The sequence below is a fragment of the Pseudomonas jinjuensis genome, from assembly GCF_900103845.1.
GTDB classification, from domain to species: domain Bacteria; phylum Pseudomonadota; class Gammaproteobacteria; order Pseudomonadales; family Pseudomonadaceae; genus Pseudomonas; species Pseudomonas jinjuensis.
This window is the reverse complement of sequence record NZ_FNIJ01000027.1, coordinates 1-14,689: the sequence shown is the minus strand read 5'-3', so window position 1 is coordinate 14,689 and position 14,689 is coordinate 1. Positions and strand designations below refer to the sequence as shown.

At 65.8% G+C, this 14,689-nt stretch carries 14 protein-coding genes and 1 pseudogene; 10 read left to right on the top strand and 5 right to left on the bottom strand.

Annotated features, from left to right (window positions below):
• Nucleotides 1–17: 17 nt before the first annotated feature.
• From tmk to BLR75_RS25975, 4 genes are all read left to right on the top strand, one after another.
• Nucleotides 18–650 (top strand): dTMP kinase, encoded by a 633-nt coding sequence (tmk, locus tag BLR75_RS25990; protein WP_084315356.1) that lies wholly within the window; start codon nucleotides 18–20, stop codon nucleotides 648–650.
• A complete protein-coding gene (locus tag BLR75_RS25985) occupies nucleotides 643–1,629 on the top strand; it encodes a DNA polymerase III subunit delta' (protein ID WP_084315358.1) in 987 nt (328 codons plus the stop codon). Before tmk ends, BLR75_RS25985 begins: the two co-directional genes overlap by 8 nt.
• Nucleotides 1,630–1,662: 33 nt before the next feature.
• Nucleotides 1,663–2,019 (top strand): PilZ domain-containing protein, encoded by a 357-nt coding sequence (locus tag BLR75_RS25980; RefSeq protein WP_084315360.1) that lies wholly within the window; start codon nucleotides 1,663–1,665, stop codon nucleotides 2,017–2,019.
• A 68-nt stretch (nucleotides 2,020–2,087) separates the two neighbouring features.
• Nucleotides 2,088–2,864, top strand: coding sequence for a TatD family hydrolase (locus BLR75_RS25975; RefSeq protein WP_084315362.1), 777 nt, complete (start codon nucleotides 2,088–2,090; stop codon nucleotides 2,862–2,864).
• A 284-nt stretch (nucleotides 2,865–3,148) separates the two neighbouring features.
• On the opposite strand, the gene BLR75_RS25970 is transcribed toward BLR75_RS25975, so the two are convergent.
• Nucleotides 3,149–4,276, bottom strand: coding sequence for an aminotransferase class V-fold PLP-dependent enzyme (locus BLR75_RS25970; RefSeq protein WP_084315364.1), 1,128 nt, complete (start codon nucleotides 4,274–4,276; stop codon nucleotides 3,149–3,151).
• 86 nt (nucleotides 4,277–4,362) lie between these two features.
• On the opposite strand from BLR75_RS25970, the gene BLR75_RS25965 reads away from it, so the two are divergent.
• The 4 genes from BLR75_RS25965 to BLR75_RS25950 all read left to right on the top strand — a co-directional run bounded on the left by BLR75_RS25965 (nucleotide 4,363) and on the right by BLR75_RS25950 (nucleotide 7,291).
• A complete protein-coding gene (locus BLR75_RS25965) occupies nucleotides 4,363–5,001 on the top strand; it encodes a TetR/AcrR family transcriptional regulator (protein WP_084315365.1) in 639 nt (212 codons plus the stop codon).
• 55 nt (nucleotides 5,002–5,056) lie between these two features.
• Nucleotides 5,057–6,025 carry a GTP 3',8-cyclase MoaA gene (locus BLR75_RS25960; RefSeq protein ID WP_084315367.1) on the top strand — a complete coding sequence of 323 codons (969 nt, stop codon included), beginning with the start codon at nucleotides 5,057–5,059 and terminating at the stop codon, nucleotides 6,023–6,025.
• A gap of 87 nt (nucleotides 6,026–6,112) precedes the next feature.
• Nucleotides 6,113–6,715 (top strand): DUF4823 domain-containing protein, encoded by a 603-nt coding sequence (locus BLR75_RS25955; protein ID WP_084315369.1) that lies wholly within the window; start codon nucleotides 6,113–6,115, stop codon nucleotides 6,713–6,715.
• A gap of 9 nt (nucleotides 6,716–6,724) precedes the next feature.
• On the top strand, nucleotides 6,725–7,291 hold the full coding sequence (locus BLR75_RS25950) for a DUF1285 domain-containing protein (RefSeq protein ID WP_084315371.1): 567 nt from the start codon (nucleotides 6,725–6,727) through the stop codon (nucleotides 7,289–7,291).
• Between the two features lie 39 nt (nucleotides 7,292–7,330).
• Here the strand turns inward: BLR75_RS25950 and BLR75_RS25945 are convergent, their stop codons facing one another.
• The 4 genes from BLR75_RS25945 to BLR75_RS25930 form a co-directional block, all read right to left on the bottom strand.
• The gene (locus tag BLR75_RS25945) at nucleotides 7,331–9,748 is read right to left on the bottom strand and encodes a TonB-dependent siderophore receptor (protein WP_169720305.1); all 2,418 of its coding nucleotides are present in this window, start codon (nucleotides 9,746–9,748) and stop codon (nucleotides 7,331–7,333) included.
• Nucleotides 9,749–9,825: 77 nt separating this feature from the next.
• Nucleotides 9,826–10,800, bottom strand: coding sequence for a FecR domain-containing protein (locus tag BLR75_RS25940; protein WP_084315374.1), 975 nt, complete (start codon nucleotides 10,798–10,800; stop codon nucleotides 9,826–9,828).
• Nucleotides 10,793–11,320, bottom strand: coding sequence for a sigma-70 family RNA polymerase sigma factor (locus BLR75_RS25935; RefSeq protein ID WP_084315376.1), 528 nt, complete (start codon nucleotides 11,318–11,320; stop codon nucleotides 10,793–10,795). The genes BLR75_RS25940 and BLR75_RS25935 overlap by 8 nt, the downstream gene beginning before the upstream one ends.
• A 128-nt stretch (nucleotides 11,321–11,448) precedes the next feature.
• Entirely contained in the window at nucleotides 11,449–13,104 is a 1,656-nt protein-coding gene (locus tag BLR75_RS25930; RefSeq protein WP_090416178.1) for an electron transfer flavoprotein-ubiquinone oxidoreductase, read from the bottom strand.
• A gap of 344 nt (nucleotides 13,105–13,448) precedes the next feature.
• Between BLR75_RS25930 and BLR75_RS25925 the strand changes: the two genes are divergently transcribed.
• Nucleotides 13,449–14,198 carry an electron transfer flavoprotein subunit beta/FixA family protein gene (locus BLR75_RS25925; protein WP_090416177.1) on the top strand — a complete coding sequence of 250 codons (750 nt, stop codon included), beginning with the start codon at nucleotides 13,449–13,451 and terminating at the stop codon, nucleotides 14,196–14,198.
• Nucleotides 14,198–14,689: pseudogene (locus tag BLR75_RS25920) on the top strand (electron transfer flavoprotein subunit alpha/FixB family protein); the annotation flags it as partial. The gene BLR75_RS25925 and the pseudogene BLR75_RS25920, both read left to right, overlap by 1 nt.

Sequence of the window (14,689 nt, the reverse complement as noted above, 5' to 3'; positions counted from 1 at the left end):
GAGAGAAGGAGAGCCGCGTGACCGGCCTGTTCGTTACCCTCGAAGGCCCCGAAGGGGCGGGCAAGAGCACCAACCGCGAATACCTGGCCGCGCGCCTGCGCGAGAAGGGCGTGGACGTGGTGCTGACCCGCGAGCCGGGCGGCACGCCGCTGGCCGAGCGGGTGCGCGAGCTGCTGCTGGCGCCGAGCGACGAGCCGATGGCGGCGGATACCGAACTGCTGCTGATGTTCGCCGCACGAGCCCAGCACATCGCCCAGGTCATCCGCCCGGCGCTGGCGCGCGGCGCGGTGGTGCTCTGCGATCGCTTCACCGATGCCACCTACGCCTACCAGGGCAGCGGTCGCGGCCTGCCGGTGGAGCGCATCGCCGAACTGGAGCGCTTCGTGCTGGGCGACCTGCGCCCGGACCTGACCCTGCTGTTCGACCTGCCGGTGGAAGTCGGCCTGGCCCGCGCCGCGGCGCGTGGCCGGCTGGATCGCTTCGAGCAGGAAGGCCGCGCCTTCTTCGAGGCGGTACGCCAGACCTACCTGCAACGCGCCCGGGCCGATACCGCGCGCTATCGCGTGATCGATGCGACCCGGCCGCTGGACGCCGTCCAGGCCGAGCTCGATGAATTGCTGCCGGCCCTGCTGGAGCGCGTGCATGGCTGACATCCATCCCTGGCAGACGGCGCTCTGGCAGCAGCTGAGTGGACGCAGCCGCCACGCCCATGCCTATCTGCTGCACGGCCCCGCAGGCATCGGCAAGCGCGCGCTGGCGGATCGCCTGGTGGCCTTCCTGCTCTGCCAGCAGGTGCAGGGCGACACCGCCTGCGGCCGCTGCAAGTCCTGCCAGTTGCTGGCGGCGGGTACCCACCCCGACTACTGGCTGCTGGAGCCGGAAGAGCCGGAGAAACCGATCCGCGTCGACCAGGTGCGCGAGCTGGTGGATTTCGTCGCCCAGACCGCGCAGCTGGGCGGACGCAAGCTGGTGCTGCTGGAGCCGGCCGAGGCGATGAACATCAACGCCGCCAACGCCCTGCTGAAGAGCCTGGAGGAGCCCTCCGGCGATACCGTGCTGCTGCTGCTCAGCCACCAGCCGAGCCGCCTGCTGCCGACCATCAAGAGCCGCTGCGTGCAGCAGGCCTGCCCGCAGCCCGATGCCGCGCAAAGCCTGGCCTGGCTGATGCAGGCGTTGCCGGACGATTCGCCCGAGTCGCTGCAGGAACTGCTGGTGCTGGCCGGCGGCTCGCCGCTGACCGCCCGTCGCCTGCACGGGCAGGGCATCCGCGAGCAGCGCGCGCTGGTCACCGAGGGGGTGAAGAACCTGCTCAAGCGCAAGACCGCGCCGGGCCAACTGGCGGAGAGCTGGAACGCGATTCCGCTGCCGCTGCTGTTCGACTGGTTCTGCGACTGGGCGCTGCTGATCCTGCGCTACCAGCTGACCCGCGACGAGGACGGGCTCGGCCTGGCCGACATGCGCAAGGTCGTGCAGTACCTGGCGGAGAAATCCGGCCAGGGCAAGGTCCTGGCGCTTCAGGAATGGTTGCTGGCGCAGCGGCAGAAGGTCCTGGGCAAGGCCAACCTCAACCGTGCCCTGCTTCTCGAAGCCTTGCTGGTGCGGTGGGCAAGCTTGCCGGGGCCGGGCTAGAATCGCGGATAGCATATTCGCCAGGACAGCTGTATGAGCCTCCCACCGAATCTCGGTCCGCGTAACGGAATCCTGTCCCTGACCATCAAGGACAAGTCCGTGCTGTATGCCGCCTACATGCCCTTCATCAAGAACGGCGGCCTGTTCATCCCGACCAACAAGTCGTACAAGCTCGGCGACGAAGTCTTCATGCTGCTCAACCTGATGGACGAGCCGGAAAAGATCCCGGTCGCCGGCAAGGTCGTCTGGATCACCCCGAAGGGCGCCCAGGGCAACCGCGCCTCGGGCATCGGCGTGCAGTTCAACGACGGCGACAACACCGCGCGCAACAAGATCGAGACCTACCTGGCCGGGGCGCTGAAGTCTGACCGGCCGACCCATACCATGTAGACTTGCACGCCGATTGCAGGAAGCGCCCGGACCGGGCGCTTCGTCATTTCCGGAGACCGAAATTCCCCATGCTGGTTGATTCCCACTGCCATCTCGACCGCCTCGACCTGGCGGCCCACGACGGTTCCCTCGATGCGGCTCTGGACGCCGCCCGGGCGCGCGGAGTCGGGCAATTCCTCTGCATCGGCGTCAGCGCCGACAATGCCGCCGCGGTGAAGTCGCTGGCCGAGCGCTATGCCGACGTGCACTGCTCGGTGGGCGTGCATCCGCTGGACCTCGAACCCGGCGCCGCGCCGGCACTCGACTGGCTGCTGCAGGAGCTGAACCATCCGCGCGTGGTGGCGATCGGCGAGACGGGCCTCGACTACCACTACGAGCCGGAAGCCGCCGAACTGCAGCAGCAAGCCTTCCGCCTGCACCTCGAAGCGGCGAAGCTGACCGGCAAGCCGGTGATCGTGCACACCCGCGAGGCGCGCGCCGACACCCTGGCGCTGCTGCGCGAGGCGGCGCTGTCGCAGGCCGGCGTGCTGCACTGCTTCACCGAAGACTGGGACATGGCCAGGGCCGCCCTGGACATCGGCTTCTACATCTCGCTCTCCGGCATCGTCACCTTCCGCAATGCCGAGGCGCTGCGCGAAGTGGCCAGGCAGGTGCCGACGGATCGCCTGCTGGTGGAAACCGATTCGCCCTACCTGGCGCCCGTTCCGCACCGCGGCAAGCCCAATCTTCCGGAGTACGTGCGCGAGGTGGCGGAGTATCTTGCCGTGCTGCGCGGGGTGAGTTTCGAGACGCTGGCCGAGCAGACCACCGCCAATTACCGGCGTTTGTTCCCCCTGGCGGCCTGAAGCGGATTACGAAACAGATGGGCAAAAAAAACCCGGGTTCTGGGGGATGAATCCGGGTCAAGACCATTAGGAGTGTAACAATAAGGTACGCGATCCTCGGTACCTTCACTGGCGGGGTACTTGGGGGGAGATACCCGCGCACCAGTAACTAGAAGTATTGGCGAAGATGCTGCAACGTCCACAACCATTCGGCCGTTTTTTAAACGGATTTGGAATACCCGGCCGAGGCGTCATCAGCTTTGGAAGTGGCCGTATCGGCGTGAAACGGCGGATGTTTCCCGGCTTCAGGCGAGCTTGCGGAGCAACGCCAGCGTCTCCTCGATTACCGTCTCCGTCGTGTAGAAATGCGGCGAGAAGCGGATGCCCGCACCGCGCTGGATGCATACCACCTGCTCATGGCGCAGCCGCTCCAGCAACCGGGCGTTGTCCCAGCCATCCAGGCTGAAGGTGACGATGCCGGCGCGCCGGTCCGGATTCAGCGGACTGTGCAGATGCGCTCCCGGCAATTGCGAGAGGCCGTCCAGCAGCCATTGCACCCGCTCGTGCAGCGCCGCGGCCACCGCCGGCATGCTGACCTCTTCCAGCAGGCTCAGGCTGGCGTCCAGCGCCACGCCGCCGAGCATGTTCGGGCTGCCGCATTCGAAACGCCGCGCGCTGCGGGCCGGGCGCCATTCCGCCAGGTCGTAGTTGCCGGCGTTTTCCAGCATGTGCCAGCCGTATTCGTGCAGTGCCAGTTGCTCGCGTTCGGCGGCGCGGCAGTAGAAGGCGCCGAGCCCCTCCGGGCCGAGCATCCACTTGTGCCCGTCGGCCATGGCGAAGGCACAGTCGTAGGCCTTCACGTCGAAGGGCAGGGCGCCCAACTGCTGGATGGCGTCGATGCAGAACAGCACGCCGCGCTGGCGGCAGCCGGCGCCGAGGCGCTCCAGGTCCATGCGCAGGCCGCTGGCGTACTGCACGGCGCTGATCGACAGCAGGCGCGTGCGCGGGCCGCAGGCGGCGAGCAGGTCGGCCTCGGGATCGACGCCGCCGAGACCGATCTGGATGACCTCCACGCCGCGCGGCTTCAGCGCTTCCCAGACGACCCGGTTGGACGGGAACTCCTGGTCGCTGATCACCACCTGGTCGCCGGGCCGCCAGTCCAGGCCGAAGGCGACGAAGGACAGCGCCTCGGAGGTGTTCTTCACCAGCGCCACGTCCAGCGTCGAGTCGGCGTTGAGCAGGCGCGCCAGGCGTTCGCGCAGGCGTTTCTCGATCTGCATCCACTGCGGATAGTCGCGGGCGCCGAGCTGGATGTTCTCCCGGGCGAAGGCCGCCACCGCATCGGCGGCGCGCTGCGGCCAGGGCGCCACGGCGGCGTGGTTCAGGTAGCGCAGGCCGGGCTGCTGGGGAAACTCGCTGGCAAATCGATTCATGAGGTGGGTGGTCCGTGCAATTTGGCTCTGAATAGGCATAATACCCGGCTTCGAAATCTGACTATTTCGTGCAGAACAGTCTCTTTATGCAGAAAGAACCGCGCAAGGTTCGCGAATTCCGTCGTCGCGAGCAGGAAATCCTCGATACCGCCCTCAAGCTGTTCCTCGAACAGGGCGAAGACAGCGTCACGGTGGAAATGATCGCCGACGCGGTGGGTATCGGCAAAGGCACCATCTACAAGCACTTCAAGTCGAAGTCCGAGATCTACCTGCGCCTGATGCTCAACTACGAGCGTGACCTGGCTGCGCTGTTCCATTCCGACGACGTTGCTCGGGACAAGGAAGCGCTGTCGCGCGCCTATTTCGAGTTCCGCATGCGCGATCCGCAGCGCTACCGCCTGTTCGACCGCCTGGAAGAAAAGGTGGTGAAGACCGCCCAGGTCCCGGAGATGGTCGAGGAGTTGCACAGGATCCGCGAATCCAACTTCGAACGTCTCAACCAGCTGATCAAGGAGCGCATCGCCGACGGCAAGCTGGAAGACGTTCCGCCGTACTTCCACTACTGCGCGGCCTGGGCGCTGGTGCATGGGGCGGTGGCATTGTCCCACTCGCCGTTCTGGCGCGACGTGCTGGAGGATCAGGAAGGTTTCTTCCAGTTCCTCATGGACATCGGCGTGCGCATGGGCAACAAGCGCAAGCGCGATAGCGAAGCGCCATCCTCCTGAGCTGCACCCGTCCGGCGGGCATATACTGATCCGGTAGCCACCGCCGGAGCCGTGCATGATCGTCGATCGCCAGGGCAGGCGTTTCCGCAACCTGCGCATCAGCCTGACCGCCGCCTGCAATTACGCCTGCACTTACTGCGTGCCGAACGGCAAGCGGCTGGTCGCGGCCCAGGATGAACTGTCCGCCGACGCCATGGCCCGTGCGGTCGCCTACCTGATCGACGCGGCCGGCATCGAGCGGCTGCGCATCACCGGCGGCGAACCGCTGGTCAGTCCGAAACTGGATGACTTCCTTCACAGCATGAGCCGCCTCGGCCTGGCCGACATCAGCCTGACCAGCAACGGCCAGCTGCTCTCGCGCCGACTGCCGCTGCTGCTCGAATGCGGCATCCGCCGCCTGAACATTTCCCTCGATACCCTGGACGCCGACGCCTTCCGCCGCATCGCCCGCGGCGGCGACCTGGCCACGGTGCTGAAGGGGCTGGCCGAAGCGAAGGCGGCCGGGCTGAAGATCAAGCTGAACATGGTGCCGCTGCGTGGGCAGAACCTCGACCAGGTGTTGCCGCTGCTGGATTTCGCCCTGGAGCAGGGCTTCGAGCTGCGCTTCATCGAGTTGATGCGCATGGGCCATCTGGCGCGCGACGCCAACGCCTTCCACCAGCAGTTCGTCGGCCTCGACGAACTGCTGGAGCTCATCGCCGGCCGCCATTCCTACGTGCAGGCCGATGCGCCGCTGGACGCCACCGCGGTGCGCTACGGAATCCCCGGGCAGGGCCATTTCGGCATCATCGCCAACGAAAGCGTGCCGTTCTGCCGGACCTGCTCGCGCCTGCGCCTGTCCTCCACCGGCTGGCTGTACGGCTGCCTGTCGTCGAGCAACTGCCACTACATCGGCGACCTTCTGCAGGAGCCCCGCCACGTCGCGCTGCCGGCCCTGCAGCGGCTGCTGGTGAGGGCGCTGGCCGACAAGCAGGACCTGGCCTTCTCTGGCGGCGTGATGGTGATGAAGATCATCGGCGGCTAGCCGCGCTCGAATCCCTGCGCCGCTGGCGCGAAAGTTGCTGCCGGCTGCGCAGACGCCGGCCTTTCGACGCCGTGCCTGGAGATTTCGATGCGTTACCCCCTGCTGATCCTCGTCGTCGCCGCGCTGGCCGGCTGCATGAAGCCCAGTGACCTGGCCGACGGGGCCGATTACTATCTGCGCGACGCAGGATTCCTCGATCACGGCCAGACCCGCCGTCTGGCGAACTGGCGCCTGCAGCCTGATTCCCTGGTCTACATCGCCCAGGGGCCGTTCGTGCCGCGCGGCCATCCCTACGCGCGGCCGAACGTGGTGGCCGAGGAGGCGTTCAAGGGCTTCATCGAGTATTTCCCGCGGGTGCGCCGGGCGCAGTCCCCGGCGGGGCTGGACGCTGCCGTGGACGAGGCGCGCGCCGCCGGCGCCGATTACCTGCTGTATACGCGCTTCGCCCGTGGCGAGGACAATATCGGCAACTGGGAAGAGTTCGAGGATCGCGAATCGCTTACCGACATCGGCCGCGACCGCAGCGTGATCCAGCTGATGCTGCTGGAAACCTCGACCCTGTTCCTGGTCGACAGCGCCACCATCCATTCACGTGGCGGTTTTCTGACGTTCTACGATGCCCAGCCGGACGACCTGCTCGGCCCGCCGCTGGAAGATTACGCCCGCAGTCTGCTGGGGCTGAGGAAATGAGGTTTTGCGATGACTGATCCAGGCAAGGCCGGCGATCTGCTGGCACAGATTTCGGCTCACAAGGAAAAGGGCCTGCCGCCGGTTCACCTGTGGAATCCGCCGTTCTGCGGCGACATCGAGATGCGCGTCGCCCGCGACGGCACCTGGTACTACCTGGGCACGCCGATCGGGCGCAAGCCGATGGTCAAGCTGTTCTCCAGCATCATCCGCCGCGATGGCGACGACTACTTCCTGGTCACGCCGGTGGAGAAGGTCGGAATCACCGTCGACGATGCTCCGTTCGTGGCGGTGACCTTGGCCGTGGAGGGCGAGGGCGAGCAGCAGGTGCTGCGTTTCACCACCAACGTCGAGGACGAGGTGGAGGCGGGCGAGGCCAATCCGCTGCGCATCGAATTCGACCCGCAGACCGAAGAGCCGGCGCCCTACGTGCTGGTGCGCGCCAACCTCGAGGCGCTGATCCATCGCAACGTGTTCTACCAGATGGTGGAACTGGCGGTGCCGCGCATGCTCGACGGCCAGGAATGGCTGGGCGTATGGAGCGGCGGGCAGTTCTTCAAGCTCGGCCCGGCTGTGTGAGCAGGCTGCGGCGCCCGGTTTCACACAGCCGGGCGCCGCTTACCAGTTGTAGCGGACTTGTCCGATCACGCTCCGCTCCACCCCCGGGTAGCAGCCGTCGACCTCGTTGCCGTAGCAGGTGGCGGTGTAGTCGCGGTCGAACAGGTTCTGCACGTTTAGGCCCACGCTCACCTGCGGGGTCAGCTTGTAGCTGGCCGCGGCGTCGACCAGGGTGTAGTCGTCCAGCCGCACATTGTTGGCCGCATCGCCGTACATAGAGCCCACGTAGCGCACGCCGGCGCCCAGGGTGAGATCGCGCAGCGGGCCGTTGTCGAAGCCGTAGTTGACCCACGCCGACGCCATGTTGCGGGGGACGTTGGGCGTCTCGTTGCCCTTGTCGCCGCTGTTGCTCTTGGTGATCTCGGTATCCAGCAGGGTATAGGAGGCCAGCACGTCCCAGTGCTCGTCCAGGCGCGCCTTGGCTTCCAGCTCGATGCCGCGCGAGGTCGCTTCGCCCTGGGCGGTCTGGAAGGTGCGATCGATCGGGTCGAGGGTCAGCACGTTGGTCTTGGTGATGTCGAAGGCGGCGAAGGTCAGCAGGACATTGTCGGTCGGCTGGTATTTCATGCCGGCTTCCCACTGCTTCGCTTCGCTCGGATCGAAGGTGCCGCCGCTGCGGTCGATTCCGCTGTTGGGCAGGAAGGATTCCGAATAGCTGGCGTAGGGCGCCAGGCCGAAGCTGGTGAGATAGGTCACGCCCAGCTTGCCGGTGAAGGCGTGTTTGCGCATGTCGAAGGTGGAACTCGGGTTGAGCTGGTCGTCGTGCTCCTGCTGGTAGTCGTCGTAGCGACCGCCGGCGGTGACGATCCAGCCGTCGCCGAACCTGATCTGGTCCTGCAGGTAGTAGCCGAGTTGCTCGGTGGTCTCGCGATAGTTGATCGCCGGCGTGGTTGGGCGCGGGACGTCCAGGCCGTACTGCGGGTTGTTCGGGTCGAGCAGGTAGGGCTGCAGGGCGGGCAGCGTCAGCGGACCGTAGTAGCGGCGCACGTCGGAGTGGCCGCGGTTGTAGTCGATGCCGCCGAGCAAGGTGTGCTGCAGCGGGCCGCTGGCGAGGTCGAACTGCAGCTGGTTGTCCACCGCGAAGGCGTCCAGGTGTTCGTCCCAGCGCCGCGGCTGGCGCGCCACCAGGCCGCCCAGCGGAGTGCCGGCGAGGGCCGGGGCGAGGTCGGCCACCGAACCCAGCGGCAGCATGTTGTTCATCTTCATGTCGACCTGGCCGTAGCGCAGGTTCTGGCGGAACACCAGGTCGTCGTTGAAGCGGTGCTGGAACTGGTAGCCGATGCTGTGCTGGTCCTGGTCGAAGTGGTTGAAGCTGTGGTCGTTGAGCAGCGTGTTGGTGAGGTGCAGGTTCTTCGTGTAGTAGCTCACGGTGCCGCCGGAACGGTCGCGCAGAACGTCGGCCAGCAGGGTCAGCTGGGTGTCTTCGCTGAAGTTCCAGGTGAAGGAGGGTGCGAAGTAGAGGCGGTCGTCCGGCACCTCGTGGCCGTCCTTGTATTCGAACTGGGTGTTGCTGTCGCGGGCGACGCCGATGACCCGGTAGAGATAGCGGCCGTCCTCGTCGATGCGGTCGCCGATGTCGAACTGCCCCTGCACGCGATCATGGTTGCCGGCCTGCAGCTCGACTTCGTGCACGCCGCCGGCGACCGGCTTCTTGCTGATGCGATTGACCAGACCGCCTGCCTCGCCGGAGCCGAACAGGGTGGAGGAGGGTCCGCGCAGGATGTCGATGCGTTCCAGCGCGTAGGGTTCGCTGCGAAAGAAGCTGTAGCTGCTGTTGATCTGCCGCAGGCCGTCGCGAAAGTCGTTGCTGGTCTGGGCGTTGAAGCCGCGGATGTAGATCCAGTCGTAGCCCTTGGGGTCCATGCCGAAGGTTTCCACCTTGACCCCCGGCACGTAGCGCAGCGCCTCGGTCACGCTCTGCACGTTCTGCGCGTCCATCTGCTCGCGGGTCACCACGGAGATCGACTGCGGGGTTTCCAGGATCGGCGTATCGGTCTTGGTGCCGGTGCGACTGCGCTTCGGCACGTAGCCACGGCTGTCGGATTCCACTGCGCCGGTCACGGTGGAGGCTTCCATGTCCAGGGTGTCGCTGGGGATCAGCCGGTAGCTGCCGTCGTCGCTGCGCTGCAGTTGCAGGCGGTGACCGCCGAGTGCCTTGCGCATCGCCTGCTCGGGTGTGTACTGGCCGTTCACCGGCGTCGACGTCTGGCTGGCCACCAGGCGCGGGTCGATGGCCAGGATCAGCCCGGCCTCGTTGGCGATGCGGCCGAGCACGTCAGCCAGCGGGCCGCCGGGGATCGCGTAGCTGCGGGTCTGCTGCAGGCTGCTCTCGGCAGCGTTGGCCACCTGGCCAGCGAGCAGGCAGGAGAGACCGAGGGCCAGGGCGAGCGGGCTGAGGGAATAGCGGAACGACGACATGTGAATCTGATCCTTGATGACGTGTATTGGCATTTCCAATACCGAACCAGCCGTTCCGATCCACAGGGGGCGATGAATTATTTTTCGTTTTTTTCTGCTGCGACGTTTTCCTGCGGAACGATGCGCGTCCACAGGTCGCCATAGCGCTCGATGCGAATCGGCAGCACGTTGGCCAGGGCGGCCAGGGTGCGATCGCCGTCGTGCAGGGAGAAGCTGCCGCTGATGGCGAGGTCTTCCAGGCCGGGGGCGAGGCTGATGAAGCCGCGCTTGTAGTCCGACAGGATGGCGATTACCTCGCCCAGTGGGCGCTCGTTGACCAGCAGCATGCCGCGGGTCCAGGCATCCGCCGCGGGCGGCGAGGCGCCGAGCGGTTGCAACTGGCCATCGCGCAGGCGCAGGCGCTGGCCTTCGCGGACGACCAGTTCCTGCGCACTGGCGCCCTGGGCGGCGACCGCAGAGCGCAGCACGTCGAGGGTGGTTCCGGCGTCGTCGCGCACCACGCTGAAGTAGGTGCCCAGCGGGCGCATCCGGCCATCCGCGCTGCGCACCATGAGCCGCCGGCCGTCGCCGTGACCGGTACGGATGGCGAGGCTGCCGCGGCGCAGGGTAAGGGTGCGCGAGCTGTCGTCGGATTCGATGTCGACCAGGGTGCGTGGGCCGAGCAGCAGTTCCGTGCCGTCATCCAGGCGCAGCGAGCGCAGTTCGCCGGTGGCCGTCGCGTAGTCGGCGCCCAGTGCGTCCAGCGGTATCTCCCGGTTCACCGCGAACAGGCCGCAGCCCAGCGTGAGGAGTAGCGCGAGGGCCGCGCCAGTGCGCGCCCGGCGCGGCCGGTAGCTGTTGAGCAGGATGCGGCTGCTGGCGTCGTCCAGGCTGGCGAAGGGGGCGTCGAGCTCGCACAGGCGGCGCCAGGCTTCGTCATGCTCCTCGCTGGCCTGGCGCCAGGCGGCGAATTCGGCGAGGGTTTCCGCCGAGGACATACCGGCCTGCAGACGCAGCTGCCAGTCGATGGCCTGGGTGATGGCGCTTTCCGCCAGTCGGCGCTGCTCAGTCATGCTCGGTCTCGAAACGTGCGGCGTAACAATGGCGCAGCGCCTGGGCCAGGTACTGCTGGACGCGGGTCGGTGAAACGCCGAGCTGGGTGGCGATCTGCTGCTGGCTCAATCCTTCCAGGCGATGCAGGAGGAACGCCCGCCTGGCCCGGCCGGACAGGCCGTCCAGTTGCCGGTCGATGGCGCGCAACTGCTCCAGCAGGATCTGCTGGTCCTGTGGATCGGGAGCGCACTGCTCGGGTTGCTGGACGAGGTATTCGAGATAACTGCGCTCCAGCGCCGAACGGCGGAAGAAGTCGATCAGCAGGCCGCGGGCGATCAACGCGAGGAACGAACGGGCGGGGCGCTCAGCCGGCAGTTCCGGCTTGCCCAGCAGGCGGACGAAGGAATCCTGGGAGAGATCGGCGGCGGTATCGCGATTGCCCAGGCGCCGGTACAACCAGCCGAGCAGCCAGGACTGGTGCTGCTGGTACAGGTCTGCGATGAGCGCGTAGTGGGCTGACGTGGAAGTGGGCCGTTTCATCCCGGCCTCGCTGCCGCGGATCAGCTATTAACAAGAAGCGTTATCAATTAGATCATGGCGAGCGCGACAGCGGCAAGAGTGAAGCGGCGGAAACGAAAAGGGCTCCCTGAGGAGCCCTTTCGTCGGTATTACATGTTGGGGTAGTTCGGACCGCCGGTGCCTTCCGGGGCGACCCAGGTGATGTTCTGGGCCGGGTCCTTGATGTCGCAGGTCTTGCAGTGCACGCAGTTCTGCGCGTTGATCTGGAAGCGCTTGCTGCCGTCGTCGTTGGCGACCACTTCGTACACGCCGGCCGGGCAGTAGCGCTGCGCCGGTTCGTCGTACAGCGGCAGGTTCTTGCCGATCGGTACGCTCGGGTCGGTGAGCTTCAGGTGGATCGGCTGGTCTTCCTCGTGGTTGGTGTTGGAGAGGAACACCGAGGACAGCTTGTCGAAGCTGAGTTTGCCGTCCGGCTTCGGATAGTCGATCTTCGGCGCTTCGCTGGCCTTCTTCAGGCAGGCGTAGTCCGGCTTGTTGTCGTGCAGGGTGAGCGGGATCTTGCCGCCGAAGATGTTCTGGTCGACGAAGTTGAACGCACCGCCGACGAGGGCGCCGAACTTGTGGATCGCGGCGCCGAAGTTACGGCTGCGGAACAGCTCGTCGTACAGCCAGCTGGCCTTGAACGCATCGACGTAGTTGTTCAGCAGGTCGCCGCCTTCACGGCCGGCGCCCAGGGCTTCTGCAACGGCGTCCGCGGCGAGCATGCCGGACTTCATGGCGGTGTGGCTGCCCTTGATCTTGGCGAAGTTCAGGGTGCCGAGGTCGCAGCCGATCAGCGCGCCGCCCGGGAAGACCATCTTCGGCAGCGAGTTCAGGCCGCCCTTGCAGATGGCGCGGGCGCCGTAGGCCACGCGCTTGCCGCCTTCCAGGTACTGCTTGATCACCGGGTGGTGCTTGTAGCGCTGGAATTCGTCGAACGGCGACAGGTGCGGGTTGCTGTAGGACAGGTCGACGATCAGGCCGACCACCACCTGGTTGTTCTCCAGGTGATACAGGAAGGAACCGCCCGGGTTCTCGTCGTTCAGCGGCCAGCCGGCGGTGTGCACCACCAGGCCCTGCTGGTGCTTGGCCGGGTCGATGTCCCAGATTTCCTTGATGCCGATGCCGTAGTGCTGGGCGTCCGCTTCGGAGTCCAGCTTGTACTTCCTGATCAACTGCTTGCCGATGTGGCCGCGGCAGCCTTCGGCGAACAGGGTGTACTTGGCGCGCAGCTCCATGCCCGGGGTGTAATAGCCATCCTTCGGATTGCCTTCACGGTCGACACCCAGGTCGCCGGTGATGATGCCGCGGACCACGCCGTTCTCGTCGATCAGCGCTTCCTGGGCGGCGAAGCCCGGGTAGATCTCGACGCCCAGGCCTTCGGCCTGCTGGGCCAGCCAGCGGCACAGGTTGCCCAGGGAGATGATGTAGTTGCCTTCGTTGTGCATGGTCTTGGGTACGAAGAAGTTCGGTACCTTGACCGCGCTTTCGGCGCTCTTCAGCAAATAGATGTCGTCACCCTTCACCGGGGTGTTCAGCGGCGCTTCCAGTTCCTTCCAGTTGGGGAACAGTTCGTTCAGCGCACGCGGCTCGAAGACAGCACCGGAGAGAATGTGAGCACCGACTTCGGAACCCTTCTCGACCACGCAGACACTGATCTCCTGACCAGCTTCGGCGGCTTTCTGTTTCAGTCGGCATGCGGCGGACAGCCCGGCGGGGCCGGCGCCGACGATGACGACGTCGAATTCCATGTACTCGCGTTCCACTATCAATCTCTCCTAACTCAGGCTTCTACGGCATTTTGTTGGTTATGGGGGCAGGGCACTACTACCCGTAAAGAGCGGGGCCGCATTATATCCGGGTCCATTGTCATATCCAGACCCTTGTCGCGCAATACAAACGTTTGTTTGAATTGGCCGGAACCCCGATGGCATCGGGCTTCCGGCCGATATCAGGGTATTCAGACGTATTGACCCGTCAGAACGATACAGTCAAGATACCCCCCGGTTTTGCGGTCGCAGTCTCGCTGGATGTAGTTGCAGATGGCGTGCACTACCTGCCAGGTCTGTCTGGCGACATTCCCCAATCCCCGGAGAGTAACGAGGAATCCATGAAGGTTCTTGTAGCTGTCAAGCGAGTGGTCGACTACAACGTCAAGGTCCGCGTCAAGGCGGATAACTCCGGCGTCGATCTCGCCAACGTCAAAATGTCGATGAACCCCTTCTGCGAAATCGCCGTCGAGGAAGCCGTACGTCTGAAAGAAAAGGGCGTGGCCACTGAAATCGTCGCCGTCTCCGTCGGTCCGACCGCCGCCCAGGAACAACTGCGCACCGCCCTGGCCCTGGGCGCCGACCGCGCGATACTGGTCGAGTCCAATGAAGAGCTGAACTCCCTGGCCATCGCCAAGCTGCTCAAGGCCGTTGTCGACAAGGAGCAGCCGCAGCTGGTCATCCTCGGCAAGCAGGCCATCGACAGCGACAACAACCAGACCGGCCAGATGCTGGCTGCGCTGTCCGGCTACGCCCAGGGCACCTTCGCCTCCAAGGTCGAAGTGGCTGGCGACAAGGTCAACGTCACCCGCGAAATCGACGGCGGTCTGCAGACCGTCGCGCTGAACCTGCCGGCCATCGTCACCACCGACCTGCGCCTGAACGAGCCGCGCTACGCGTCGCTGCCGAACATCATGAAGGCCAAGAAGAAGCCGCTGGACGTGGTCACCCCGGACGCCCTGGGCGTTTCCACCGCTTCCACCGTCAAGACCGTCAAGGTCGAGGCTCCGGCCGCCCGCAGCGCCGGCGTGATGGTCAAGTCCGTTGCCGAACTGGTCGAGAAACTGAAGAACGAGGCGAAAGTAATCTGATGGCTATCCTGGTAATCGCTGAGCACAACAACGGCGCACTGGCCGGCGCCACCCTGAACACTGTCGCTGCCGCCGCCAAGATCGGTGGTGACATCCACGTGCTGGTCGCCGGCCAGAACGTCGGTGGCGTCGCCGAAGCCGCTGCCAAGATCGAAGGCGTGGCCAAGGTGCTGGTCGCCGACAACGCCGCCTACGCCAACCTGCTGCCGGAAAACGTCGCGCCGCTGATCGCTGCTCTTGTTGGCGAGAGCGGGGGCAAGGGCTACAGCCACGTGCTGGCCCCGGCCACCACCAACGGCAAGAACTACCTGCCGCGCGTCGCCGCGCTGCTGGACGTCGACCAGATCTCCGAGATCGTCGACGTGGTCAGCGCCGACACCTTCAAGCGTCCGATCTACGCCGGCAACGCCATCGCCACCGTGCAGTCCTCGGCTGCCGTGAAGGTGATCACCGTGCGCGGCACCGGCTTCGACGCGGTCAAGGCCGAAGGC